The sequence below is a fragment of the Variovorax sp. S12S4 genome (genome assembly GCF_023195515.1).
Lineage (GTDB): Bacteria > Pseudomonadota > Gammaproteobacteria > Burkholderiales > Burkholderiaceae_C > Variovorax.
In genome coordinates this window covers 4988337-5012752 of sequence record NZ_JALPKR020000002.1, presented here as the reverse complement: position 1 = coordinate 5012752, position 24416 = coordinate 4988337, and the positions used below count along the sequence as shown (strand labels likewise).

At 65.8% G+C, this 24416-nt stretch carries 31 protein-coding genes and 1 pseudogene; 21 read left to right on the top strand and 11 right to left on the bottom strand.

The features are described 5' to 3' along the window. Positions 1 to 70 precede the first annotated feature (70 nt). Both M0765_RS24580 and smpB read right to left on the bottom strand, forming a co-directional pair. A complete protein-coding gene (locus M0765_RS24580) occupies positions 71 to 451 on the bottom strand; it encodes a COG4315 family predicted lipoprotein (protein ID WP_258506468.1) in 381 nt (126 codons plus the stop codon). Between the two features lie 90 nt (positions 452 to 541). Then, on the bottom strand, positions 542 to 1018 hold the full coding sequence (gene smpB / locus M0765_RS24575; RefSeq protein ID WP_157613979.1) for an SsrA-binding protein SmpB: 477 nt from the start codon (positions 1016 to 1018) through the stop codon (positions 542 to 544). 62 nt (positions 1019 to 1080) lie between these two features. Here smpB and M0765_RS24570 point away from each other — a divergent pair, with 62 nt between their 5' ends. Then, positions 1081 to 1530, top strand: a complete 450-nt coding sequence (locus M0765_RS24570) for a type II toxin-antitoxin system RatA family toxin (protein WP_126745891.1) — start codon at positions 1081 to 1083, stop codon at positions 1528 to 1530. Beyond that, a pseudogene (locus M0765_RS24565) lies at positions 1527 to 1724 on the top strand (RnfH family protein); the annotation flags it as partial. The gene M0765_RS24570 and the pseudogene M0765_RS24565, both read left to right, overlap by 4 nt. 147 nt (positions 1725 to 1871) lie before the next feature. On the opposite strand, the gene M0765_RS24560 reads toward M0765_RS24565, so the two are convergent. Further along, positions 1872 to 2399: a DUF4124 domain-containing protein gene (locus tag M0765_RS24560; protein WP_258508444.1), complete on the bottom strand. Its 528-nt coding sequence runs from the start codon at positions 2397 to 2399 to the stop codon at positions 1872 to 1874. Between the two features lie 180 nt (positions 2400 to 2579). Between M0765_RS24560 and guaB the strand changes: the two genes are divergently transcribed. The 4 genes from guaB (at position 2580) to guaA (ending at position 6526) form a co-directional block, all read left to right on the top strand. Continuing rightward, positions 2580 to 4049: an IMP dehydrogenase gene (guaB, locus tag M0765_RS24555; protein ID WP_258508443.1), complete on the top strand. Its 1470-nt coding sequence runs from the start codon at positions 2580 to 2582 to the stop codon at positions 4047 to 4049. A 164-nt stretch (positions 4050 to 4213) separates the two neighbouring features. After that, positions 4214 to 4462, top strand: a complete 249-nt coding sequence (locus M0765_RS24550) for a type II toxin-antitoxin system Phd/YefM family antitoxin (RefSeq protein ID WP_258506460.1) — start codon at positions 4214 to 4216, stop codon at positions 4460 to 4462. 11 nt (positions 4463 to 4473) lie between these two features. Next, a complete protein-coding gene (locus M0765_RS24545) occupies positions 4474 to 4893 on the top strand; it encodes a type II toxin-antitoxin system VapC family toxin (protein WP_126746073.1) in 420 nt (139 codons plus the stop codon). Positions 4894 to 4906: 13 nt separating this feature from the next. Continuing rightward, positions 4907 to 6526 (top strand): glutamine-hydrolyzing GMP synthase, encoded by a 1620-nt coding sequence (gene guaA / locus M0765_RS24540; RefSeq protein ID WP_258506458.1) that lies wholly within the window; start codon positions 4907 to 4909, stop codon positions 6524 to 6526. 410 nt (positions 6527 to 6936) lie between these two features. Here guaA and M0765_RS24535 read toward each other — a convergent pair whose 3' ends face one another. The 4 genes from M0765_RS24535 to M0765_RS24520 all read right to left on the bottom strand — a co-directional run bounded on the left by M0765_RS24535 (position 6937) and on the right by M0765_RS24520 (position 9248). Beyond that, positions 6937 to 7518, bottom strand: a complete 582-nt coding sequence (locus tag M0765_RS24535) for a protocatechuate 3,4-dioxygenase (protein ID WP_258506453.1) — start codon at positions 7516 to 7518, stop codon at positions 6937 to 6939. A 157-nt stretch (positions 7519 to 7675) separates the two neighbouring features. After that, positions 7676 to 8302 carry a DNA-3-methyladenine glycosylase I gene (locus M0765_RS24530; protein ID WP_258506452.1) on the bottom strand — a complete coding sequence of 209 codons (627 nt, stop codon included), beginning with the start codon at positions 8300 to 8302 and terminating at the stop codon, positions 7676 to 7678. 24 nt (positions 8303 to 8326) lie between these two features. After that, on the bottom strand, positions 8327 to 8614 hold the full coding sequence (locus M0765_RS24525; protein ID WP_258506451.1) for a YciI family protein: 288 nt from the start codon (positions 8612 to 8614) through the stop codon (positions 8327 to 8329). Between the two features lie 37 nt (positions 8615 to 8651). Next, a complete protein-coding gene (locus tag M0765_RS24520; RefSeq protein ID WP_258506450.1) occupies positions 8652 to 9248 on the bottom strand; it encodes a TetR/AcrR family transcriptional regulator in 597 nt (198 codons plus the stop codon). Positions 9249 to 9526: 278 nt separating this feature from the next. On the opposite strand from M0765_RS24520, the gene M0765_RS24515 reads away from it, so the two are divergent. Further along, positions 9527 to 10045: a 2'-5' RNA ligase family protein gene (locus M0765_RS24515; RefSeq protein ID WP_258506446.1), complete on the top strand. Its 519-nt coding sequence runs from the start codon at positions 9527 to 9529 to the stop codon at positions 10043 to 10045. A 19-nt stretch (positions 10046 to 10064) separates the two neighbouring features. Here the strand turns inward: M0765_RS24515 and M0765_RS24510 are convergent, their stop codons facing one another. Next, positions 10065 to 10979, bottom strand: coding sequence for a LysR family transcriptional regulator (locus tag M0765_RS24510; protein ID WP_258506444.1), 915 nt, complete (start codon positions 10977 to 10979; stop codon positions 10065 to 10067). A gap of 125 nt (positions 10980 to 11104) precedes the next feature. Between M0765_RS24510 and M0765_RS24505 the strand changes: the two genes are divergently transcribed. From M0765_RS24505 to M0765_RS24485, 5 genes are all read left to right on the top strand, one after another. Beyond that, the gene (locus M0765_RS24505; protein ID WP_258508439.1) at positions 11105 to 12094 is read left to right on the top strand and encodes a 2Fe-2S iron-sulfur cluster-binding protein; all 990 of its coding nucleotides are present in this window, start codon (positions 11105 to 11107) and stop codon (positions 12092 to 12094) included. 33 nt (positions 12095 to 12127) lie between these two features. Beyond that, a complete protein-coding gene (locus M0765_RS24500; protein ID WP_258506443.1) occupies positions 12128 to 13387 on the top strand; it encodes an aromatic ring-hydroxylating dioxygenase subunit alpha in 1260 nt (419 codons plus the stop codon). Beyond that, positions 13384 to 13863, top strand: a complete 480-nt coding sequence (locus tag M0765_RS24495) for an aromatic-ring-hydroxylating dioxygenase subunit beta (RefSeq protein WP_258506442.1) — start codon at positions 13384 to 13386, stop codon at positions 13861 to 13863. The genes M0765_RS24500 and M0765_RS24495 overlap by 4 nt, the downstream gene beginning before the upstream one ends. Before the next feature lie 28 nt (positions 13864 to 13891). Next, positions 13892 to 14212, top strand: coding sequence for a non-heme iron oxygenase ferredoxin subunit (locus M0765_RS24490; RefSeq protein WP_126745865.1), 321 nt, complete (start codon positions 13892 to 13894; stop codon positions 14210 to 14212). A gap of 110 nt (positions 14213 to 14322) precedes the next feature. Beyond that, positions 14323 to 14814: a RidA family protein gene (locus tag M0765_RS24485; RefSeq protein ID WP_258506430.1), complete on the top strand. Its 492-nt coding sequence runs from the start codon at positions 14323 to 14325 to the stop codon at positions 14812 to 14814. Positions 14815 to 14818: 4 nt separating this feature from the next. On the opposite strand, the gene M0765_RS24480 is transcribed toward M0765_RS24485, so the two are convergent. Beyond that, on the bottom strand, positions 14819 to 15895 hold the full coding sequence (locus M0765_RS24480; RefSeq protein ID WP_258506429.1) for a DUF72 domain-containing protein: 1077 nt from the start codon (positions 15893 to 15895) through the stop codon (positions 14819 to 14821). A gap of 62 nt (positions 15896 to 15957) precedes the next feature. Here M0765_RS24480 and M0765_RS24475 point away from each other — a divergent pair, with 62 nt between their 5' ends. From M0765_RS24475 to M0765_RS24440, 8 genes are all read left to right on the top strand, one after another. Next, positions 15958 to 17469: a sensor histidine kinase gene (locus M0765_RS24475; RefSeq protein ID WP_258506428.1), complete on the top strand. Its 1512-nt coding sequence runs from the start codon at positions 15958 to 15960 to the stop codon at positions 17467 to 17469. Continuing rightward, positions 17466 to 18104, top strand: a complete 639-nt coding sequence (locus M0765_RS24470) for a response regulator transcription factor (protein ID WP_258506427.1) — start codon at positions 17466 to 17468, stop codon at positions 18102 to 18104. The genes M0765_RS24475 and M0765_RS24470 overlap by 4 nt, the downstream gene beginning before the upstream one ends. A gap of 136 nt (positions 18105 to 18240) precedes the next feature. Further along, positions 18241 to 18744 (top strand): GlcG/HbpS family heme-binding protein, encoded by a 504-nt coding sequence (locus M0765_RS24465; RefSeq protein ID WP_258506426.1) that lies wholly within the window; start codon positions 18241 to 18243, stop codon positions 18742 to 18744. Positions 18745 to 18746: 2 nt separating this feature from the next. Beyond that, on the top strand, positions 18747 to 19445 hold the full coding sequence (locus tag M0765_RS24460) for an ankyrin repeat domain-containing protein (protein WP_258508437.1): 699 nt from the start codon (positions 18747 to 18749) through the stop codon (positions 19443 to 19445). A gap of 45 nt (positions 19446 to 19490) precedes the next feature. After that, positions 19491 to 20135, top strand: coding sequence for an FMN-binding negative transcriptional regulator (locus M0765_RS24455; RefSeq protein ID WP_258506424.1), 645 nt, complete (start codon positions 19491 to 19493; stop codon positions 20133 to 20135). A gap of 1 nt (position 20136) precedes the next feature. Further along, on the top strand, positions 20137 to 20373 hold the full coding sequence (locus M0765_RS24450; RefSeq protein WP_258506422.1) for a hypothetical protein: 237 nt from the start codon (positions 20137 to 20139) through the stop codon (positions 20371 to 20373). After that, positions 20363 to 21487 (top strand): tRNA adenosine(34) deaminase TadA, encoded by a 1125-nt coding sequence (gene tadA / locus M0765_RS24445; RefSeq protein WP_258506420.1) that lies wholly within the window; start codon positions 20363 to 20365, stop codon positions 21485 to 21487. Before M0765_RS24450 ends, tadA begins: the two co-directional genes overlap by 11 nt. Further along, positions 21484 to 22446, top strand: a complete 963-nt coding sequence (locus M0765_RS24440) for an LD-carboxypeptidase (protein ID WP_258506418.1) — start codon at positions 21484 to 21486, stop codon at positions 22444 to 22446. Before tadA ends, M0765_RS24440 begins: the two co-directional genes overlap by 4 nt. A gap of 19 nt (positions 22447 to 22465) precedes the next feature. Here the strand turns inward: M0765_RS24440 and M0765_RS24435 are convergent, their stop codons facing one another. Continuing rightward, positions 22466 to 22708 carry a hypothetical protein gene (locus M0765_RS24435; protein ID WP_258506417.1) on the bottom strand — a complete coding sequence of 81 codons (243 nt, stop codon included), beginning with the start codon at positions 22706 to 22708 and terminating at the stop codon, positions 22466 to 22468. 393 nt (positions 22709 to 23101) lie between these two features. On the opposite strand from M0765_RS24435, the gene M0765_RS24430 reads away from it, so the two are divergent. Continuing rightward, positions 23102 to 24043 (top strand): adenylate/guanylate cyclase domain-containing protein, encoded by a 942-nt coding sequence (locus tag M0765_RS24430; RefSeq protein WP_258506414.1) that lies wholly within the window; start codon positions 23102 to 23104, stop codon positions 24041 to 24043. A 10-nt stretch (positions 24044 to 24053) separates the two neighbouring features. Here M0765_RS24430 and M0765_RS24425 read toward each other — a convergent pair whose 3' ends face one another. Further along, positions 24054 to 24413 carry a response regulator gene (locus M0765_RS24425; protein WP_258506412.1) on the bottom strand — a complete coding sequence of 120 codons (360 nt, stop codon included), beginning with the start codon at positions 24411 to 24413 and terminating at the stop codon, positions 24054 to 24056. Positions 24414 to 24416: the final 3 nt, after the last annotated feature.

Here is a 24416-nt window from a genome sequence, read left to right as displayed (position 1 = left end):
CAGTTTATGCCGGCCTCAAGGCAAATCGCGGTAGGCGGGCGTCGCGAGTTCAGCAAAACATCACGTGCACTCAGGGCTTGGCGGTTTTCCAGGCCCCGCCAACGCCGTCGCCGGTCTTGTCGCCCGGCTTGGTGTCCTTGGCCCAGTAGTAGAGCGGCCAGCCCTTGGCCGCCCACTGCTTCTTGCCGTCGTCCCGCGTGACGAGGGTGAAGTCGCCGGCCGGCTTGTCGGCGTCCGTGGCCATGAAGGGTGGCCAGTTGGCCGCGCAGCCCCCATTGCATGCCGACTTGCCGCTGCCGGCCGAGTCCTTGTCGAAGGTGTAGAGGGTCATGCCGTTCGGGCCGACCAGCGCACCGCCCGCGGCCTTGGGCTGGGCGAGAACGGGAAGTGCGAGCACGCTGCCGAGCAGCGCCGCGGCAAGGCCGGCGGAAGAAACGCGAAGAGGCGACATGGAAGACTCCTGGTTCGGTGCACCGACCAGCCGGCGGCACCGCATAAACACCCGCAGTGGCGTTTTATTCCATGCCGCGCAAAAAAGAAACTAGCGGCTGCGGCTTTTCATGGCGCGCTCCACCTCGCGCTTGCCTTCGCGGTCCTTGATGGTGTCGCGCTTGTCGTGCTCGGCCTTGCCCTTGGCGAGCGCAATCTCGCATTTGACCTTGCCCGCCTTCCAATGCAGGTTGAGCGGCACCAGCGTGTAGCCCTTTTGTTCGACCTTGCCGACCAGCCGGCGGATTTCTTCCTTGTGCAGCAGCAACTTCTTGGTGCGGACGGAGTCAGGGTTGACGTGGGTCGACGCACTCTTGAGCGGGTTGATCTGCAGGCCGACAACGAACAGCTCGCCGTCGCGGATCACCACGTAGCCGTCGGTCAGCTGCACCTTGCCTTCGCGCAGGGACTTGACTTCCCAGCCCTCGAGGACGATGCCGGCCTCGAAGCGTTCTTCGAAGAAATAGTTGTACGCGGCCTTCTTGTTGTCGGCAATGCGCGAGGAGGTATCTTGTTTCTTGGTGGCCATGGCTCGGAAAGATGGGGACGCATGGCTTCAATACAATCCGTCGCGCACGCTGTCCCGATTCTATGAAAACCGTCAACAAGTCCGTCCTCATCTGGTACAGCGCCGAAGAGATGTACGCGCTCGTCACCGATGTGGAGAAGTATCCGCAGTTCCTGCCCTGGTGCGACAAGGCCCGGGTCATCGAGGAAGACGAGGCCGGCATGACCGCCGAAGTCGGCCTGGCTTTTGCCGGCCTTCACCAGAGCTTCACCACCCGCAACAGCCACGTACCGGGGCGCGAAGTGCACCTCAAGCTGGTCGACGGGCCGTTCTCCAATCTCGACGGCATCTGGAAGTTCGCACCCGTGGGCGAGCCCGGCGACCGGGCCTGCCGGGTCGAACTGCACATGAGCTACGGCTTCAGCAACTTTGCGCTGCAGGCGCTGGTGGGGCCGGTGTTCGACACCGTTGCCTCCAGCCTGGTCGAAGCCTTCGTGAAGCGCGCCGAGCAGGTCTACGGCAAGGAAGGATGATCGAAGTCACGCTGAGCTGCTCGCCCGCACCGCGCGAGGTGTTCGAGCAAGTGCTGCGGCTGGCGCCCGAGGCCACCGTGGACGATGCGGTGAAGGCCAGCGACCTCGCGCAGCGCTTCCCGCAACTGGATTGGCGTCAGGCCATGACGCCCGGAATCTGGGGCAGGGAAGTCGAATGGAACCAGCTGCTCAAGGACGGCGACCGCATCGAGTTATGCCGGCCCTTGGCAGTCGACCCCAAGGTGGCGCGCCGCGAGCGCTTTCAGCGGCAGGGCGCGCGGGGTACCGGCCTTTTGCGAACCGCCGCAAGGGCGGCAAGGCCGGCTACTGAGTCTTCGAGACTACTTGCAGTCGCTCTGGATGATCGACTGAAGGCGCTTCTGCTCGGCGGCGCGAGCGGCATCGTCCATGATTTCGCGCTCGCCCTTGGCGTTGACCTTGGCCACGCGGATGCCGCTATCGAACGTGGCCTTGCCCTGGCGTGCGCGCTCGCAGTTCTCGGCCTTGATCTTGGCGTTTTTCTCAGCCTCGGCGGCCTGCTTGGCTTTTTCTTCAGCCTGTGCCTTCTTGGTCTTTTCCTCGAGCTCCTTGTCGACCGCCGGCGGCTTGGGCGCTGCGGCGGCTTCGCGGGCCTTGGGGGCGGCTGCCTCGTCGGAGGCGGCACCCTCGGCGGGAGCCGAGCCAAAACCGGTGCGGGCCGGGGGCGGCGAGCCCGCGCGGCGCAGGATGTTCTTCTCGGGAATATCGGGCGGCGGTGCCTGGTCGCTGAAGACCTTCTTGCCGCTCTTGTCGATCCATTGCCATTGCGCGCTGGCCGACAGCGGCAGCAGGCAAACACATCCCAGTACGAGCCAATGCGCGAATTTCATGCGGCGAGTTTAGCTGGGCCTTACGTTTTGCAACACGAAAGGCCCACGCTTTCCACGCCGCCGAGTTGGGAATTGGCGACGTTTGACGCTCTCGCAACCCGCGCCCGATATCGGTCGAAGCCCCTCAGGGGGCGGGTAAGTACCGGGCATCGTTACAATCCGTCTTTTGGAGCTTCACCCATGCGCCTTCTCGGCAAAGCGCTCACCTTCGACGACGTGTTGTTGGTGCCAGCGTTCTCCCAGGTCCTGCCCAAGGACACCTCCCTCGCCACCCGCTTCTCCCGCAACATCGCGCTCAATCTGCCGCTGGTTTCCGCCGCGATGGACACCGTGACCGAGGCTCGCCTCGCGATCGCCATTGCGCAAGAAGGCGGCATCGGCATCGTGCACAAGAACTTCACCGCGGCCGAGCAGGCTGCGCAGGTTGCCAAGGTGAAGCGCTACGAATCCGGCGTGCTGCGCGACCCGGTGGTGATCACACCCACGCACACGGTGCTGCAGGTCATGCAGCTGTCCGACGAGCTGGGCATCTCGGGCTTTCCGGTGCTCGACGGCGGCAAGGTGGTGGGCATCGTCACGGGGCGCGACCTGCGCTTCGAGAGCCGCCTGGACGTGCCGGTGAGCGAGATCATGACGCCGCGCGAAAAGCTCATTACGGTGCCCGACGGCACCACCCTTGCTGAAGCCAAGGCGCTGCTCAACAAGCACAAGCTCGAACGCCTGCTGGTCATCAACAGTGCGTGGGAGCTCAAGGGCCTGATCACCGTCAAGGACATCACCAAGCAGACCAGCTTTCCCAATGCAGCGCGCGACCCGAGCGGCCGCCTGCGCGTGGGCGCGGCAGTCGGCGTGGGTGCGGGCACCGAAGAACGCGTCGAGACGCTGGTCAAGGCCGGTGTCGATGCCATCGTGGTCGACACCGCGCACGGCCACAGCGCCGGCGTGATCGAGCGCGTGCGCTGGGTCAAGAAGAACTATCCGCAGGTCGACGTGATCGGCGGCAACATTGCCACCGGCGACGCAGCGCGTGCGCTGGCTGACGCCGGCGCGGACGCCGTCAAGGTCGGCATCGGCCCGGGTTCTATCTGCACCACGCGCATCGTTGCCGGCGTGGGCGTGCCGCAGATCATGGCCGTGGACAACGTGGCCACCGCGCTGCAAGGCACCGGCATTCCGCTGATCGCGGACGGCGGTATCCGCTATTCGGGCGACATCGCCAAGGCCATTGCCGCGGGCGCAAGCACCGTGATGATGGGTGGCATGTTCGCGGGCACCGAAGAAGCCCCCGGCGAGATCGTTCTGTTCCAGGGCCGCAGCTACAAGAGCTACCGCGGCATGGGCTCCATTGGCGCCATGCAGCAGGGCAGTGCCGACCGCTACTTCCAGGAGTCGACCACCGGCAATCCCAATGCCGACAAGCTGGTGCCTGAGGGCATCGAAGGCCGTGTGCCGTACAAGGGCTCGATGGTTTCCATCGTGTACCAGATGTCGGGCGGCTTGCGTGCCAGCATGGGCTACTGCGGCTGCGCCACCATCGAAGAGATGAAGAACAAGGCCGAGTTCGTCGAGATCACCACCGCCGGTATTCGTGAGAGCCACGTGCACGACGTGCAGATCACCAAGGAAGCGCCGAACTACCGCGCCGAGTAATTGTGGCCCCCACGCTCCCCCACTGCGTGTGGGTCGCTGCCCCCGAGGGGCCGCAGGCCGGCTTGGGGCGGCCCGGCGCCCGCCTAAGCTCATTCTGGCCAGATCTTGAAAGTCAGGCCAGATTGGGATTAGAATTTGGGCCAGATTCAAACTTTCTGGCCCAAATGCAATCCATCGGCATCGCCGAAGCCAAGAACAACTTCTCTGCCCTGATCGACATGGTCGAAAAGGGCGAGGAGGTTCGCATCACCCGCCACGGCAAGGAGGTGGTGCGCATGCTGCCGGTGCGGCGCAAGCCCGTCATCACCGACGAGCAGATCGAACGCGAACTCGGCCAGATCGACGCGCTGCACGCCAGCATCAAGCCCGGCCAGCCCGTGCGCGCTTTGCTCGACGAAGGGCGCCAATCGTGACAGCCTTCGTCATGGACGCTTCCGTCACCGCCGCCTGGCTGCTGCCCGACCAGGCCAGCGAACACACCCGCAAGCTCTACGCCGCCATTCGCCGCGACGAAGTGGAGCCGCAGGCGCCTAACGCCTGGCAATGGGAGTGCGCCAACATCCTTGCCAACGGCGTTCGCAGCGGCCGCATTCCTCCTTCGGCCGTCGAAGGGCTGTGGAGCGTGCTCGATGCCATTCGCCACCGCGTGGAACTGCACGAGCTCGCGCCGGCCCAGCACAAGGCGGTGTTGGCCGTCGCCATCGACGCCGGCGTTTCGCTATACGACGCGGGTTACCTGTGGCTCGCCAAATCGCTCAATCTTCCGCTCGCCACCTTCGACGAGCAACTCATCCAGGCTGCGCCGCAAGCGGGCGTCAGGCTGTTCGACATTTCAACGCTCTGACCGAGTCTTCTCCATGCAACACGACAAGATCCTCATTCTCGATTTCGGCTCGCAAGTCACGCAGCTCATCGCACGCCGCGTGCGCGAAGCACACGTGCTCAGCGAAGTGCACCCTTGCGACGTGACCGACGAATGGGTGCGCGAATACGCAGCCGACGGCCACCTCAAGGGCGTGATTCTTTCGGGCAGCCACGCGAGCGTGTACGAAGAAACCACCGACAAGGCGCCTCAAGCCGTGTTCGACCTGGGCGTGCCGGTGCTCGGCATCTGCTACGGCATGCAGACCATGGCACACCAGCTCGGCGGCAAGGTCGAGGGCGGCCACAAGCGCGAGTTCGGCTTTGCGTCCGTGCGCGCCCATGGCCACACCGCGCTCTTGAAAGACATTGCCGACTTCACCACGCCCGAAGGCTTCGGCATGCTCAACGTGTGGATGAGCCACGGCGACAAGGTCACCGAACTGCCGCCCGGTTTCAAGCTCATGGCCAGCACCGAGAGCTGCCCCATCGCCGGCATGGCCGACGAGGCGCGCCGCTACTACGCGCTGCAGTTCCACCCCGAAGTCACGCACACCGTGCAGGGCAAGGCGATCATCGATCGCTTCGTGCTCGGCATCTGCGAGGCGAAGCCCGACTGGGTCATGCGCGACCACATCGCCGAAGCCGTGCAGAAGATCCGCGAGCAGGTGGGGGATGAAGAAGTCATCCTCGGCCTCTCGGGCGGCGTGGATTCGAGCGTGGCTGCCGCGCTCATCCACCGCGCCATTGGCGACCAGCTCACCTGCGTGTTCGTCGACCACGGCCTCTTGCGCCTGAACGAAGGCGACATGGTCATGGAGATGTTCGAAGGCAAGCTGCACGCGAAGGTGATTCGCGTCGACGCCAGCGACCTGTTCCTCGGCAAGCTTGCCGGCGTGAGCGACCCTGAAGCCAAGCGCAAGATCATCGGCGGCGAGTTCGTTACCGTGTTCAAGCAGGAAGCCGCCAAGCTCAAGGCGGGCGATGGAGGCCACAAAGGCGCCACCTTCCTCGCGCAAGGCACCATCTACCCCGACGTCATCGAATCGGGCGGCGCCAAGAGCAAGAAGGCCGTCACCATCAAGAGCCACCACAACGTGGGCGGCTTGCCCGAGCAGCTCGGCCTCAAGCTGCTCGAGCCGCTGCGCGACCTCTTCAAGGACGAAGTGCGCGAACTGGGTGTGGCGCTCGGCCTGCCGCCGGAGATGGTGTACCGCCATCCGTTCCCCGGCCCGGGCCTGGGCGTTCGCATTCTCGGCGAAGTGAAGAAGGAATACGCGGACCTGCTGCGCCGCGCCGACGCAATCTTCATCGAGGAGCTGCGCAACTTCAAGGACGACGCCACCGGCAAGACCTGGTACGACCTCACGAGCCAGGCATTCACCGTGTTCCTGCCTGTGAAGAGCGTGGGCGTGATGGGCGACGGCCGCACCTACGACTACGTGGTCGCGCTGCGCGCCGTGCAGACCAGCGACTTCATGACCGCCGACTGGGCCGAGCTGCCTTATGCGCTGCTCAAGAAGGTGTCGGGCCGCATCATCAATGAAGTGCGCGGCATCAACCGGGTGACGTACGACGTGTCGAGCAAGCCGCCGGCAACGATCGAGTGGGAGTGAGGTTCACTTCTCCATAAAAAAGCCGCTGCTCCCAGCGGCTTTTTTTTTCCTAGTTGCGCTTCCAGGGGTTCCACCAGCGCCGGGAAGGTTGCCACGGTGCGAGCGGCCGGGTGTCCAGGTCGTAATTCATGGGTGGTACATCGCCGCGAAGCTTTCGTACCTTCACCTCAAGGGCATGGGCGATGCCGCGTGCATGCCGGTCTCCGCGAAGCGCGCGCCTGCGCCACTCTGCCGCCTGCGCGGCCAGGGCATGCTGATCTGAGTCGTCCAGTTCCACCATGCCGGGATTGTTTATTTTTGCCGATCGCTGGCTGTAGGCGGATGGAGTACGCGCTTGTACGAAAAGATACAAACGCCCGCCTTTTTGCGACAGCGCGTTCAGGCGGCGCTGTCGCCAAGCCCGGGCGCACTCAAGCCGCGACCACGATCGGAAAACGCGCCCGCAGCCCGTCCGTCCCGCGCTCGAAAGGCACGGTGATGGCGTCCCTCGCAGCTTGGGGAAGGTTGCGCCAGAGAAAGTCGCGCGCGTTGCCCGGGTCGCCGGCCACGTAGAGTTGCGTGGTCAGCAGTTCACGCGTGCCCAGCTTCACCTTGACGTGAATGTGCGGCGTCCGGCCGCTGTAGGGCACGGGCCGGATGGTGCGGAAGCGGTAGCTGCCGTCCTCGCCGACTGCCACGCGGCCGAAGCCCTGAAAGGCCGCATCGGCGCGATCACCGTCACCGGGGTGGTGGTAATGGCCGTTTTCGTCGCATTGCCAGATCTCGACCTGCGCGCCGCGCAGCGGCTTGCCGTCCAGGTCGGTCACCGAGCCGTCGACCCACGCGGGCTGGCCGCCACGGTAGTTCAGCGTGCCGTTGCGCAGTAGATCGTTGTCGGAATCGCTCGGCAGGCGGACGGGATAGAACGGCCCTTCGGTTTGCGATGGCGTGGCCATTCGGGCCGCTGCGGGCTGGGCACGGGCACCCAGCCAGAGCGCGGGAAAGACGACCATTGCCGCGGCAACGGTGCGCCGTGGAAGGCCGGCCGCACGGCCAGCCCGTTCGGACGGTGCTCGATCCGGTGCGGATTCGACCCGGACAGATCCTGGTTCTGGCGTGGCGTGCATGGCTTGTCAGAGCCGCGGCGCACGCGCGAGTTCCGCGCCTTTGTCAATCAGCGATTGGGCGTGCTCGCGGCTTTTGGAACGCGCTGCGACCACGCGCCGCCTTTGCCCGGACCACACACCCTTGCGCATGGTCGTTGATGAGGCCCATGGCCTGCATGAAGGCGTACACAGTCGTCGGCCCGACGAACTTCCAGCCAAGCTTCTTCAGCGCCTTGGAAAGCGCGATGGAAGCCTCCGAGGTCGAAGCGCTTTGCGGTTCCGCAAGCGAGTCGGCATCGGGCTCATGGCTCCAGAAGAAGGCCGCCAGCGAGCCGTGGCCTGCGACCAGTTCTTGCGCACGGGCGGCATTGTGGATCACTGCTTCGATCTTGCCCCGATGCCGGACGATGCCCGCGTCTTGCAGCAGGCGCTCGACGTCTTTCGCGGTGAAGCGGGCCACCTTGTCGAAGTCGAATCCGTGGAACGCCGCGCGGAAGTTTTCCCGCTTGGCCAGAATGGTGCGCCAGCTCAACCCCGACTGAAAGCCTTCCAGGCAGAGCTTCTCGAACAGACGGCGGTCGTCGGCTACTGGAAAGCCCCATTCGGTGTCGTGGTAAGCAAGGAATTCGGGCGCGCTTGCGCACCAGCGGCAGCGTGGTTGGCCGTCGGGGCCGTCGATCAATGTGGTCATCAGGTGGATGCGGTATAGGGATAGTCAACCCAGCAGAAAGCCGAGCCGCTCGTCGGCGCGGGCCGGCGCAATTTCCATGATCTCGGCGCTCACGACCTTCTCGGCAACGAACGGATCGGCGTCGACGCGCGCCTGCAGCTCGGCCATGGTCGTGCGGTGCGCAAGCACGGTACCACCCTGGTTGGGCTTGAGGCTGCCGGCGAGCATGAACACGCCGTCGTCGAAACCGCGCTGGAGCCACGCCTTGTGGCCTTCCATCCACTGGGCTGCATTGGCCTTGTTGCTTGAGAATTTGAGGAGCACGATGAACATGGTTTTCTCTGTTTGTGGAGGGTGATGGGTCTGGAGGTCAGCGGTTGCTGGTGGCTGGCTTGCGCGCGCAGGACTCGAGCCACTCGCACAGCTGCCGCACTTCCTGCTGCACGAAGGACTTGTCGCGAAAGGCATTGGCCAGCACGGCCACGCCCTGGCTCCGGGCGAGCAGGTGCATGGCGAGCGCATCGGCATCGGCCTTGCGGCCCAGCAGCGCGAACTGCTTTCGCAGCCAGACGCGGAACAGGGTGAACAGGCCGTTGGCCTGCTTCAGCGAGGGATGGTCCAGCTTGGCGAGTTCGGTAGACAGCGTACCCACCGGGCAGCCGTGCCGCATGATGAGGGACTGGTTGGCAATCAGGATATGAATGAAGCTTCGGATGCGGCTCATGGGATCGGGGCCGCATGCCTCCCACTGCGCCAGCATGCCGCGCGTCTGGCCAAGGCGCGCGGCAATCACCGCATCCAGGATTTCATCCTTGGTCTTGAAGTGATGATAGAAATTGCCGCGCGAAATGTTCACCACCTTGGCAATATCGGCGAACGACGTGGCCTCGAAACCGCGCTTGTAGAACAGCTGATCCGCGGCGTCCACGATCTGCTCGCGGGTGGTCTTGTCGGCCATGGCGGTCATCTGCAATCCGGTACCTCCTGCAACTAGGACGGCTGTCCTAAACGGCGCGGAGAATAGGGCAGCCGCCCTGATTCGTCAAGAACGCAAATCGCCTGGCCGATGCGGGTGCTTTCGGTAAGCTATGGGCCCAGCAGCAGTCCGAATCTCCGGGGAAGACGCTCTTATTTTTTTCCATGCCCGAACAGCTTCTTCTCCCAGGTATCGACCCTCCGCCGCCGCCCCTGCGCCGTGCTCGCGGCACAGCGCCCCGCAAGGAGCGCCTGCCTCGCTCGCTTTTCATGGCGATCTTTCCGTACGCTGAAGACGCCGCTTCGATTGCCGCGCTGGGCGCGCGCCTCAAGGACCGGCATGCACTGAAGGGAAAGCTGACCGAGGCGCATCGCCTGCACGTCACGCTGCATCACCTCGGCAGCTATCCGGCGGCAGTGCCGCGCAAGCAGGTGCAGGCCGCCATCGATGCGGCAGCGAGCGTGGCGCCTCCGTCTTTCGATGTGGTGTTCGACGAGGTCATGCGGTTCGACAAGAGCAAGGCATTCGTTTTGTGCGGCAGCGAAAGCGGGACATCAGCGCTGGCAGCCTTCAGGCAGCGTCTTGGCGAAGCGCTGGCCGATGCGGGCTTCAAGCCCGATCACGGCTTCACGCCTCACATGACCCTGGCCTACACGCCCACAAAGGTCGAGCGGCATCCGATCGAGCCGGTCCGGTGGAGGGCGGATTCGTTCGCCCTCATCGAAAGCCACGTGGGCGAAAGCATCCATGAGGTGCTCGGTCAGTGGCCCGCGGTCCGGCCCGCCTGAAGCTCTTCGCCGCCGCGCTCTAGTCACTGTCCGCAAAATTGTCGAACAGCAATCCGCGCAGCCACTGGTTGCCCGGGTCGCGATGCACCTTCGCGTGCCAGAACAGGTTGATTGCAATCTGCGGTAGCGGCACCGGGTGAGGGCGCCACACCAGGCCGAACGGCTCCGCAATGCTCTGCGCCAGCCGCTCCGGCACGGTGGCGATCATTTCGCTCGATCGCAGGATGTGGCCAATGGCCACGAAGTGCGGCACCCTGAGCCGAATGTGCCTTTGAATGCCTTGCGCTGCCATCACGTCGTCGGCCTTGCCGTGGCCCGTGCCGGCGGCCTGCACCAGAACGTGGTCGGCCGCGCTGAAGTCCTTGAGCGACACGCTGCGCTTGCGCGCCAGCGGATGAGCACTTGAGAAGAGGCACACATAACGCTGCAAGAACAGCCGGCGCTGAAACACGCCTGCCTTGAGCTGCGGCAGCAGACCGATGGCAATGTCGACGTGGCCGGCCTCGAGCTCATCGCGCAGGCTGGCCGCGGCGTTGTTGCGCACCGTGCTGATCGTCACGCCCGGCGCCGTGCCAGACAGCGTTTCCATGAGCTTGGGCGTGAAGTAGATCTCGCCGATGTCGGTCATCGCCAGCGTGAAGCTGCGCGTGCTGGTGGCGGGGTCGAACACCACCTGCTGGTTCAGGGCCGAATGCAGCGCGCCCATGGCGTAGGCCACCGGTTCGGCCAGCTGCAATGCGAAAGGCGTGGGCTCCATGCCGCGCGCCGTGCGCAAGAAGAGCTCGTCGCCCAGCAGCTTGCGCAGCCGCGCCAGCGCATTGCTGATGGCCGGCTGCGAAAGGCCTAGCGATTCGGCCACCGCCGAGACGCGCTTCTCGGCCAGCATGCGGTCGAACACCAGCAGCAGGTTGAGGTCGATGTCCTTGAGTTGCATGCAGACCTATTCATATCGGTGATGTGACCGATTCACCGGATTCTATTGGTCAATTTGCATTCGCCACGCATCATCCGCTCCAGAGACAGGCCGGCCTCTTGAGCCGCCGCAAAGAAAAGCCCACGATGGACCTGCACATTCACCCCATTGCCCGCACGCTCGAAGTCCGCCCCGGTGCGAACCTGCTCGAAGTGCTGCGCGAGCACCATGTGCCGGTGTCCTATAGCTGCATGTCGGGGCGCTGCGGAACCTGCCGCTGCAAGGTGGTGGCTGGCCAGGTGCTCGACGCCGGGCAAGACGCGATCCGCCCCGACGGGCAGGGCGAGCGCTACGTGCTGGCTTGCCAAAGCACGCTGACCGAAAGCTGCACCATCGAGATTCCGGAGCCCGACGAGGTGGTGGTGCATCCGGCGCGCATCCTCAAGGCGACCGTGACCGGCATCGACGTGCTCACGCACGACATCCGCCGCCTGCGACTCAAGCCGAACAAGCCGCTGGAGTTTTCACCGGGCCAGTACGCGCAATTGCAGTTCGCGCCCGACCTGGCGCGGCCGTACTCCATGGCCGGATTGAGCCGCGATGCGGAGCTTGAATTTCATATCCGCAAGGTGCCCGGCGGGCGCGTCACTGCGCACATCTTCGAACAGTTGCGCATGGGCGATTCGGTGCGGGTGAGCGGCCCGCTCGGCACGGCCTACCTGCGCACGAAGCACCGCGGGCCGATGCTCTGCGCGGCCGGTGGAACGGGGCTTGCACCGATTCTCTCCATCGTTCGGGGCGCGATTGAGGCCGACCTGATGCAGCCGATTCACCTTTACCTCGGCGTGCGCTCCGATGCCGACGTGTACGGGCTCGCCGAGCTCACCGAACTGCAAGCGCAGCATCCGGGGCTGAAGGTGCATGTGGTGGTCGTTACCGGCCCCGCGAGCAAGAACCAGCGCCAGGGCCTCATCACCGATGCCATACGCGCCGACGGGCCCGGCAGCCTCGACGGCTGGCGTGCCTACCTCTGCGGTTCGCCGCCGATGGTCGAGGCCGTGACCCAGCTGGTGCATGCGCGCGGCCTCGCACCCGAGCAGACCCATGCCGATGCCTTCTACCTGCAAGGCACCTGAAGAACAGAGACAGACAAGAAAAGGAGACCCGCGATGAGCACGCAAGATGTATTTCCGATCGAGCTGCGATGGGAAAGCGAAAAGACCAGCCGCATTCCCTTCATGGCCTACACCGACGAGGCGCTGCACAAGAAGGAGCTGCAGCGCTTCTTCTACGAAAAGCACTGGTGCTACGTGGGCCTGGAAGCCGAGATTCCGAACCCGGGCGACTTCAAGCGCACGGCCATCGGCGAGCGCTCCGTCGTCATGTCGCGCGACGAAGCGGGCGCCATCCACGTGTTCGAGAACGTCTGCGCCCACCGCGGCATGCAGTTCTGCCGCGAGCGCCACGGCAACAGAAAGGAGTTCGTCTGTCCGTACCACCAGTGGAACTACACGCTCAAGGGCGACCTGCAGGGCGTGCCATTTCGCCGCGGTGTGAAGCAGGACGGCAAGGTCAACGGCGGCATGCCGGCCGATTTCAAGACCGAGGAGCACGGCCTCACCAAGCTCAAGGTGGCCTCGCGCGGCGGTGTGGTGTTCGCATCGTTCGACCACGACATCGAGCCCTTCGAGGACTTTCTCGGCCCCGACATCCTTGGCTACTTCGATCGCCTGTTCGACGGCCGCAAGCTCACCATACTCGGCTACAACCGCCAGCGCATTCCCGGCAACTGGAAGCTGATGCAGGAGAACATCAAGGACCCATACCACCCGGGCCTCTTGCACACATGGTTCGTCACCTTCGGGCTCTGGCGTGCGGACAACAAGTCGGAGCTCAAGATGGATTCGCGTGGCCGCCACGCCGCGATGATTTCCACCCGCGGCAGTGCGGGCAAGGCCGCACAGGTCACGCAGGTGTCCAGCTTCAAGGAAAGCATGCAGCTCAAGGACCCGCGCTTTCTGGACATCGTGCCCGAGCCCTGGTGGAACGGGCCCACGGCGGTGATGATGACGCTGTTTCCCAGCCTCATCCTGCAGCAGCAGGTCAACAGCGTGTCGACGCGCCACATACAGCCCGTGGGGCACGACGCCTTCGATTTCGTCTGGACGCACTTCGGCTTCGAGGACGACACCGAGGAGATGACCCAGAGGCGCCTGCGCCAGGCCAACCTGTTCGGGCCGGCCGGTTTTGTCTCGGCCGACGACGGCGAGGTGATCGAGTTTTCGCAGGAGGGCTTCGAGCAGAAGCCGTATCACCGCACGCTCGCCGAACTGGGTGGGCGCGAGGTCGAGAACACCGATCACATGGTCACCGAAACGCTGATCCGCGGCATGTACCGCTACTGGCGCGAAGTGATGGAGGCGGCATGAACCTCGACGCCAACGCCTACCTCGAACTGTCGCGCCTGTACGCGGCCTATGCGCATGCCGTCGATTCGGGGCAGTGGGACTTGTGGCCCGCGTTCTTCATCGACGAGTGCAGCTACAGGCTGCAGCCGCGCGAGAACCACGAGCGCGGGCTGCCGCTTGCCACGCTGTCTTTCGAGAGCCGGGGCATGCTCGAAGACCGGGTCTACGGCATCAAGGAAACGCTGTTCCACGACCCGTACTACCAGCGCCATGTAGTTGGCCTGCCGCTGGTGCACAAGGTTGATGCCGACGGCACGATCCACAGCGAGGCCAACTACGCGGTGTTCCGCACCAAGCTCGACCAGGCCTCGACGGTGTTCAACGTCGGCCGCTACATCGACACGGTGGTTGCGACCCCTGACGGACTGAAGTTCGCGACACGTCTTTGCGTGTTCGACAGCGAGATGATCCCCAACTCGATCATCTATCCCATCTGAGCCCCCCAAGTTTCGAAGGCATCCACCTATGACCACAGTGACATGGATCGACGCGGCGTCGGTCGACGAGGTTCCCGCCGACGACGTGGTGGGCATCGAAGTGCAGGGCAGGGACATTGCCCTGTACGGCACCGAAGACGGCATTCACGCGACCGACAACATCTGCACCCACGGCCACGCGCGGCTTTGCGACGGATTCCTTGAGGGCCACGAGATCGAATGCCCGCTGCACCAGGGCCGCTTCGACGTGCGCACCGGCAAGGCCATGTGCGCTCCGCTCACCGAGGACCTGCGCAGCTATCCGGTGAAGATCGAGGGCGGGCGGGTGTACCTCGCCATCGAGCAGTAGGCGCTCCGCCAAGCCGTCTGTTGTGCATCGGGTCTGGGCAATCTGTATCTGTTGCGCCGAACGCGGATGGCGACAATGAGGCCATCGTTTGATGGAACCATGGAAACCGTATGACCGCGCAGACCCGAGACCAGATTGCCGACCGAATTGCCGCCGAGCTGGGCCACAGCTTCGAGGGCGAGCTTGTTGCCGGCGGCAACTACATACCTGTGGTGCGCGATGGAAACACCCTCTACACCAGCGGCCAGGTGCCGCGCGTGGGAACCACCGTCGTCGTCACCGGCCGCGTGGGCGACCAGGTGTCGCTCGCCAAGGCCCGCGAAGCGGCGCAAATCTGCACCTTGCGCTGCCTCACGCTGCTGCGGCGCGAGCTCGGTTCGCTCGACGAAATCGGCAAGCTGCTGCGCGTGGGGGTCTTCGTGCAGTGCACCGCCGACTTCACGCAGCAGAGCGAAGTGGCCGATGCCGCATCGGAGCTCCTGCACCGCGTGTTCGGCGATGACGGCGTGCATGTGCGCACGGCCGTCGGCGTGTACGCGTTGCCCAAGAACGCAAGCGTCGAGCTGGAGATGACCGTCGCCGCCAGGCCCGCCGCCAGTTGATGCGCTAGCGCTTCGGCAGGTCGACGATGTCGCGCGCCAGCGAGGCAATCGTGAGCGGCGCGCACCCTTCGGCGTTGTTGCTCACGGTGACATAGGCGCGCTGGCCTGCGCCAGTGGTGCCTGCAATCACCTTGGCCAAAGCCGCGCGCGTTTCCGGATCGGGGTCGACGATCTTGTCGAACGGCCCGTAAAGTTTTTCCGCATCTTCATAGCCGAAGCGGCCGTGCCGGCGATGCAGGTTCCAGCGGCACACCAATGGGCCTGGCCACAGCGCGCGCAGCATCGGCAACTGGTCTTCTATGGGCGGCATCTTGGCGTGCAGGCCCATGCAGAAGGTCGCGCCCGTGCTGCGCAGCATGTCGGCGAAGGCGGGGCACAGCAGTTGGGGGTCGCGCACCTCCACGGCAATGACCGCGTCCGGTGCCGCCTGCTGCAAGCCGGGCAGGGCCTGCAGCATGTCGCCGATGCGGGTGAGCAGTGCGGGCTGGTCGGCCAGCAGTTGCGAAGGAATCGGGCTCAGCTGGAACACCAGCGCACCGATGCGGTGGCCGAGGCCCTCGAGCGCGGGCTGCACGAATTCCTGGATGGCGATCTCGCTGTTCAGGAACACCGGATTCGCCTGCGTGCCGCGGCCGCTCTCGTCGCGCACCGTGGCGTCGGTCACCAGGCTCGGCGCCTTCACCACAAAGCGAAAGTCGTCCGGCACCATGGCCGCATAGCGCGCGTACTGGCTTGCCGTAAGCGCGCGGTAGAAGTTGCGGTCCAGGCTCACGGTGCGAAAGAGCGGGTGTTGCGCCAGCGCGGCGAGCCCGTTTTTCGAGAGCACCGATTCGGCGTATTCGCCGTCCCATACCAGGTTGGCCCAGCCCGGATAGCTCCATGAAGAGGTACCGAGCCGAAGCGCCGGCGGAAGCGCCGCGGCCAATTCGATGAGTGCCGGGTCGGCCGCCATCGCCGCCACAGTGCCGCCGCGTGGTTTCTTCTTTGCGGGCGGCTCGGCCTCGGGCTCTTGCAGCGCCGCTGGTGGCGCCTCGGGTGGGCGCGGAAGATCGGGGAAAAGGGAGTCCTGCACTTCAGCCATGTCTGGGGCCGCATTCTCGGCCAACATCGGCCGGCCTTGCCGCGGCGGGCACAATTCGCGCCATGAAACAGTGGTTGCGTACGCAGGTGGGCTGGTGGCTCGCATGGCTGGCCCTTACGGCCGTGGGCGCGGTGTGGCTCGCGCGCGCAGAGCTGGCCCAGCTGCAGCAGGCTTTCGAAGCCGACGTGCGCATTGCGCACCGCCTCATGAGCCAGCAGATGGTGCAATACGACGCGGTGCTGGCCACGCTGGCGCTGCTTGAAACCGGCAATGGCGCAGATCGCCCGGAGCAGCGGCTCTCTTCGGTCTATCCGTCGATCCTGCGCGTGCAGCGGCGGGCGGGGGACGATCCTTGGCCCGACGAGAAGCATGCGGGCGCCTTGGCCGCAGCAGAAGCCCAGTCGCGCAGCCAACGACGTGCCGAACTGGCCGCCGTCGATCTTGCGCAAGGCCGATACCAACTCGTGATCGGCGCCACGCCCGTGAGCTATTCGCTCGAAATCGACCTGGCCGGCTCGGTGCCGTGGCGCGACTGGCCGATGAACCCCAAGCAAAGTCCGGTGCGCGTGAGCCTGCAGCGCGGCGCGCAGCAGTTTGTTCTGCAACCTGGGCAGGCGGCGCAAGCGGCCGAAGGAGGCATTGGCGGCTGGCGCTTCGGCCTCACCAAGCCCCTCGCATCGCCGAGCCAGCCTTTCGACCTTGTGGCCGAGCGCCGCGTGGGCTGGGCCGAACTGCCATGGCGCGGCATTGCAGGCTGGGCCGTGGCTGTGGCGTTGCTGCTCGCCGGCTTGTGGACCGCCCAGCGCCAGCGCATTGCGCGCCGCCGTGCCGAAGAGCTGCTGCGGCTCGGCCAGGTGGCGCGGCTCAATGCGCTGGGCGAACTCTCCGCGGGCTTGGCGCACGAGCTGAACCAGCCGCTTACGGCCGTGCTGGCCAACGCGCAGGCCGCGCGGCGTCTGCTGGACGACGATCCACCCGAGCTTGCGGCGGCACGAGACGCCATGGGCCAGGCGGTGGAGCAGGCGCGCCGCGCGGCCGGCGTGGTCGGCCGGCTGCGCCGCGTGATCGAGCGCCCGGAGGCCGGTGGCGACGTCAAGCCGTTGGTGCTGCAGGAGGTGGTGCGCAGCGCCATGCATCTGCTGGCGCCGGAGTTCGCGCAACGCGGCGTTGCCGCCCAGTTCGACGCCACCGCGCAGGCGCCAGTGCGCGTGCAGGCAGAGGCGGTGGCGCTCGAGCAGATCGTGCACAACCTGCTGATGAACGCCTTGCAGGCGCTCGACCTGGTGCCCGTGTCCGAGCGGCGTCTTGCGGTTTCGGTCGGCCGGAACGGCCAGGAGGGCGTGCTGACCGTGACCGACAACGGGCGCGGCATTTCGCCCGAGGCCATGCCGCGTCTTTTCGAGCCCTTCTTCAGCACGCGGGAAGGCGGTTTAGGCCTTGGCCTGAGCCTCAGCGAAACGCTGGCGAGCGGCATGGGCGGGAGCCTGAGCGCGGCCAATGCGACGCCGCGAGGTGCGCGCTTTACGCTGCTGCTTCCGCTGGTGGCGGCCTCGAGCAAGGAGCGCGCGGCATGAACAGCACGGTCCCGCATTCGCCGTTGTCGCCGCTCGTTCATCTCATCGATGACGACCAGGCGGTGCGCGACAGCCTCTCGCTCTTGATTGGCACAGTGGGCCTGCGGGTGCAAGGCTGGGCCGATCCGCAGGCCTTCATCGACAACTTCGACCGCGCGAGTGTCGGCGCCATCGTGCTCGACGTGCGCATGCCCGGCATCAGCGGGCTCACCGTGCTCGACCGGCTGGTGGCGCAGGGCGTCGACCAGCCCGTGATCATGCTCACGGGGCACGGCACGGTCGAGATGTGTCGCCGCGCGTTCAAGGCCGGCGCGGCCGAGTTTCTCGAGAAGCCGGTGGATGACGAGCAATTGCTCGAAGCCCTGCAGCACGCCGTGCGCCAGCATGTGCGCTCGCGCGAACGCGCGCAGGCCGACAACGCCGCGCGCGAGCGGGTGGCGCAGTTGTCGGAGCGCGAGCGCGAGGTGCTCGCCTTCATCGTGCAGGGGCTGACCAACAAGGAGATTGCGCGCATGCTGGCGCTGTCGCCCCGCACGGTCGAGACGCACCGGGCCAACCTGTTTGCCAAGCTCGACTGCGATTCGCTCGCGCAGCTGATTCGCCGCTACGCCGTGCTGGTGGCCGGGGACGCCTGAACCCGGCCGCTCCGTAGTTCTACGGAGCGCCGGGCGTAGCCGTACGAATGGCCGCGGCGGCCGGTGTTTTCTACAGTGGCGCAGCCGTCGGCAATGCGCCGGCGCAACCACCCGCATCCACTGGAGAAATCGAAAAATGCGTTCCACCCTTCGCCTTGGCGGCCTCGCCATCCTGCTTGCCGCATCCGCCGTACAGGCCCAGACCACCGCGCCCGCGGTGCGCACCGAAAAGAACATCTCGCTCGCGCTGGCCAACCAGATCGCGGCCGAAGCCGTGGCTGCCTGCGCCGCCAATGGCTACAACGTGGCAGCCACCGTGGTCGATCGCGCCGGCACCGTGCGTGCCGTGCAGCGCGCCGACAACGCCGGTCCGCACACGCTGGCTTCGAGCGAGCGCAAGGCCTGGACCTCGGCATCGGCCAAGAACGCAACGCAGGCCATGATGGAGGGCTCGCAGAAGAACCCGGCTGGCGCCAACCTGGTCTACCTGCCGGGCGTGCTGCTGCTGGGCGGCGGCGTGCCGGTGAAGTCGGGCAACGAAGTGATCGGCGCCGTGGGCGTAGGCGGTGCGCCTGGCGGCCATCTGGACGAGCAGTGCGCCAATGCCGCGCTGGACAAGGTCAAGGGCCTGCTGGGTTGATGATGATGAAGCGCGGCATCTGGTCCGGGGCTCTGGCGGTCGCGCTCGGCATGGGCGCGGTGCTTGGCGCGCAGGCCCAGGTGCAGCCGCAAGCGGCCGAGGTGCTGGCCTATGAAGGGCTGCACCGGGCCGCCTGGCATGGCGACCTGCCAAAACTCAAGAGCCTGATTGCCTCCGGCGCCAACCTGGACGCACGCGATGCGCGGGGCCGCACGCCCTTGCACGTAGCCGCCCATGCGCGGCAGCGCGAAGCGGTGAAGCTGCTCGCGAAGGCCGGCGCGAAACTCGATGCGCTTGAAGACGATCGCTACGACGCGGTCACCATCGCATCGGTGGCCGATGACGTCCAGACGCTGGCGCTGCTGCTGTCGCTTGGCGCCAGTGCAAAGCAGGTGACGAGCCGCTATGACGGCACCGCGCTCATCGCGGCGGCGCACCTGGGCCACGACGAAGTGGTGCGACAACTGATTGCAGCCGGCGCGCCGCTGGACCATGTCAACAACCTGCACTGGACGGCGGCAATCGAAGCCGTCGTGCTCGGCGACGGCGGTTTGCGTCACCAGCGCACGCTCTCGGCGCTGGTCGATGCCGGTGCGAACCTGCAGCTGGCCGACCGCCAGGGCAACACGCCGCTGCAGCTTGCCAAGGCCCGCGGCTACACCGCGATGGTGAAGCTGCTGGAGGCACCGCGCTCAAGATAGGGCGGCTCGGGGGACAATCGGGCCTCTCCACGAGGAAACCGCCCCATGTACATGCCCCCGCAGTTCAACGCCAAGGATCCGGCCATTGCGCTGGAGCTGATGCGTGCACACCCGTTCGCCAGCCTGATCTCCAATGACGACGAGGGGCTGCCGTTCGTCACGCACCTGCCCATCGTGGCCGAACAGCGCGAAGGCGACCAGCTCGTGCTGCTGGGGCACTGCGCCAAGCCCAACCCGCACTGGCGCTACCTGCAGGCGCGGCCGCAGGCGGTCGTCACTTTCATGGGGCCGCATTCGTACCTGTCGCCTTCGGTCTACCCCGACCTGGCGCGGGTGCCCACCTGGAACTATCTTGCGGTGCATTGCACCGTCGAGGCCCGGCTGATCGAAGAGCCCGGCGACAAGGATGCGCTGCTCAAGAAGCTCATTGGCGACCATGAGCCCGCCTATGCGCAGCAGTGGCGCGATTTGGGCGAGGAGTTCCAACTCAAGATGCTGGCCGGCATTGTCGGCTTCGAAATGCGCGTGACCTCGCTGCAGTGCAAGCTCAAGCTCAACCAGCACCGCCGCGAATCGCATGGCGCCATGCGCGCCGTCTACAGCGCCGGCACGCCGGACGAGAAGGCGCTCGCGGTGTGGATGGAGCGCCTTGGCATGACGGGCGAAGCCCCGGTGGCACAAGGAAGCTGAGATGCGCATGTTCGGATTGCTCGGCCTGGTGCTGGCACTGGTGATCGTCGGGCTGCTTGCGAAGAAGCAATTGGCCACCACTGCAGCCCCGGCGTTGTCGGTGGTGCCCGGCGCTGAATCACCCGCGCCAGGCGAGGCGCCGGCCAATGCGCGGGCGCAAGTGCAGCAGGTTCAGACCCAGGTCAACCAGGCGCTCGACGCCGCTGCCCAAGCGCGCAAGATGCCGGATGACAACTGAGCCCCTACAGCCTTCGCAGACCGGCGACGCGCACTGGATGGCGCTGGCGCTGGACGAGGCGCGCCGGGCCGCCGAAGCCGGCGAGGTGCCCGTGGGTGCGGTGCTGGTGAAGAACGGCCAGGTCATCGCCACAGGCCGAAACACGCCGGTGGCGCAGCATGACCCGAGCGCACATGCCGAGATCAACGCGCTGCGCGCCGCGGCCGCTGCGCTTGGCAACTACCGGCTGGACGGCTGCGAACTCTTCGTCACGCTCGAGCCGTGTGCCATGTGCGCGGGCGCCATGCTGCATGCGCGGCTCGCGCGCGTGGTGTTCGGCGCGGCCGATCCCAAGACAGGCGCGGCCGGTTCGGTGGTCGATCTTTTTGCGGAACCCCGGCTGAACCATCGCACGCAGGTGCAGGGCGGGGTGCTGGCAGCCGAATGCAGCGCCGTGCTCCAGCAATTCTTCAAGGAGCGGCGCGATGCGGCGCGCGAGCAGGCCGAGCCCTTGCGCGATGACGCACTGCGCACGCCGGCCGAGCGCTTCGATGCGCTGGAGGGCTACGCCTTCGAGCCGCGCTACGTCCAGGACCTACCCAGCCTGCAAGGCTGGCGCATGCACTACATAGACGAAAGCGAAGGCGAAGGCCCGAGCGCCGCGCAGACAGCCTGTTGCCTGTGCCTCCATGGCCCCGGCGAATGGGGCTACTTCTTTCGCCATCTCGTGGGCGCGCCGGGGCTGCGCACGCTGGTGCCGGACCTCATCGGCTTCGGCAAAAGCGACAAGCCCAAGCGCGAAGCGGTACACACGCCCGAATGGCACTGCCAGGTGCTGAGTGAGTGGCTCGACCGCATGCCGGCCGGGCCGATGGTGCTGGTGCACAGCGCCGCAGGCACCGGGCTCGCGGCGTTGCTGCAGACTGCCAGACCCGAGCGGTTCACGGCCGTGCTCCTTGCACCCGATGCCGGCGAGCCGGTGGGCGATGCATGGCGCGCGCCGTTCCCGGACCGTGGCTACCAGGCCGCGCTGCGTGCGCTCGGGCCCATTGCTTCGTCATCGGGTCCGAGCGCCGAGCAGGCTGCATCGCTGGTACAGCAGGCCCGCAACGCAATGGGATACTCGGCGGCGTGACCAAACACATCTACATCTATTCCCCCTCCAGCGCGATTCGCGACAAGGCCGCGTTCCGGCGCGGCGTGGCAAGACTCAAGGCACTGGGCTATGAAGTCGAAGTCGACGAGGCCGCGCTTGCAGTGCACCAGCGCTTTGCGGGCGACGACGCGACACGGCTCGCATCGATCAGCCGCGCTGCCGCCAGCGGGGCCGACATTGCCTTGATTGCGCGCGGCGGCTACGGCCTTACGCGCATCCTCGACGCCATTCCCTACAAGGCCGTGGCCAAGGCGATCCAGCGCGGAACCGAATTCGTGGGCCTGAGCGACTTCACGGCCCTGCAGAACGCGCTGTACGTCAAGACCGGCGCCGTCACCTGGGCCGGCCCTGCGGTGGGCGAAGACTTCGGTGCCGAGGGCGGCGCCGACGACATCATGGAAGCCTGCTTCGACGACCTGGTGGGCGGGCAGGGCGAAGGCACCGGCTGGCGCATGCCCGTGCGCGACGCCGGGCTGAAGATCAAGCCCGTGCACGACGCCACCCTGTGGGGCGGCAACCTTTGCGTGCTCATCAGCCTGCTCGGAACGCCTTATTTCCCGCAGGTGGATAAAGGCGTGCTCTTCATCGAAGACACCAACGAGCACCCGTACCGCATCGAGCGCATGCTCGACCAGCTGCGCATGGCCGGCGTGCTGGCAAGGCAGCGCGCCATCGTGTTCGGGCAGTTCACCGGCATGCGCAAGGTGCCGGGCTATGACCGCGGGTTCGGCTTCGATTCAGTGGTCGACCGGCTGCGCGCGGCGCTCAAGGTGCCGGTGCTCACGGGGCTGCCCTTCGGACACGTGCAAACCAAGGTGCTGCTGCCCGTGGGGGCCAAGGTGGAACTTGCCGCCGAGGGGCGGGATGTGTTCATGGTCTGGGGGCACAGGCACGCGCATGGCCACGATGCGCATCACGCGCACGACCACGCGCATTGACCGCCCGGTGCCGGCGCCGCTATTGGTGCTGCGTAAAGCGCTGGTGCACGCGCGGGCCCATCGAGCCCGGCAGGCCGCCCTCGAACATGCTGTTGATGGCCTTCATCTGGCGGCGGGCTGCCGCTTCGCCATCGATGGCGCTGAGCGCCACCATCACGTCCTGGCGCAAATACCAGAGCGACTCCACATCGGTCGCAAACCGCACGCGCTGCGCAACGCGCTGTACCGAATGGCCGCCGTGCGCCTGCAGCACCGAAAGCATGGCCGAACGAATTCTTCCCAACTGGTTTTCTCCCATCCGGGGAGACCCGAAACCGGGAATTCCGAAGAAGCGAAAAAAGCGACGAAAAGTCAGCATGAGGACTAAAAGCGTATTGCCGGAAGCAAGGACGGTTGCTACCTTAAGCCTCAGTCGGGCGATTAACAAGTTCTGAAACAGTGTTTCTTGTTTGTAAACAACAAACTTTACGCTTCAATTGAAGTGGTCGTTGGCGTTTGACTACGAAAGTTGTAAAAATTAATGTCATCTAGCGAATGGCCTAACAAGTTCAAAACGCATAAATGGGGTTAACAGGTTCGTCCCGAGCGTCGATCCGCCAACTGGCCGTTAATGTGTGGGCATCAGCAACTGTTGCCATCGAGTTCTCCCAACAGCATGGATGCCAATTCCACAGTCGTTTTCGCTGACCTGACCGGGAGCTCCCGGGTCTTTGAAGCCATGGGAAACGCGCGCGCCACCGAAACGGTGACGCGGCTCACCCAATGGATTGGCAGCATCTGCCAGGCGCACGGCGGCAGGGTGGTCAAGTCGCTGGGCGACGGCGTTTTTGCCATCTTCTCGCACGCCGCCGCGGCCACGCATGCGGTCATCGAGTTGCAGCGCTACCACCAGAAGCGCCTGGTGGCCTGGCCGGCGCCGCTGCGCATGGCGCTGCAGATCGGCGTGGCAAGCGGCGAAGTGCTCGAGGTGGAGGGCGACTGCTTCGGCGATGCGGTCAACCTGGCTTCCCGGCTCAGCGACCTGGCGGGGCCCGGGCAGATCTGGGCCACCGACGCCGTGATTTCGCAGTTGCGCGAGGTCGGCGTGCGGCATCGCGACCTGGGCCTCATTACCATTCGGGGCCGCAGCGAAATGTCGGCCGTTCACCGTATCGACTGGCAGGAGGAGGTGACCTCGTTCCTGACCGTGCCGGCCGCGCTCATGCCCATGCGCCTGCCCGACTCCTCCTTCGGCCAGATCGAGCTCGCGTGGCTCGACGTGCGCTCCATGTTTCGCACTGAAGAGTTGCCGATTCACCTGGGCCGTGTGAATGACGCGCAATTCGTGGTCACCGATCCACGCGTTTCACGGCTGCATGCGCGCATCGAGCTGCGGCAAGGCAGTTGCGTGCTGACCGATCTCAGCACCTACGGCACCTGGGTGCGGTTTCACGGCAACGGCGGGCCGAGCAACGAGATTGCGCTGCGCCGCGAAGAATGCGTGCTGCATGGCAGCGGAGAGATCGGCCTGGGCGCATCGCTGAGCGACTTCACCGCGCCGACCATCGCCTTCAAGACGGCCGGTACGGAAATGCAGTTGTCGTCGCGCGCCGCCTAGCGCCGAAAGCTCATTGCGGCGCCGAAAGAATCGCGGCGAGCTGGCCGAAGTCGATCGGCTTCTGAAGATGGTGGTCGAACAGGTCCTGCGCCGAGGCTCCGGCCGCGTCTTCCGCTGAAAAGCCCGAAATGGCCACCAGCAGCCGCGGGGCGCCTTCCGCAGCCTCCGAGCGCAGCCGCCGCGCCACCTCGGCACCCGGAAAATCGGGCAGGGTCAGGTCGATGAGCGCCGCATCGAAGTGCTCGGCCTTGGCCGCATCCATCGCCTGCTGCGCGGTGTAGGTGCAGCGGGCGGTATGGTCCTGCAAGGTCAGCAGTTCCTGCAGCAGGTCTGCGGCGGCCTGGTTGTCGTCGACGATCAGCACATTCACGGT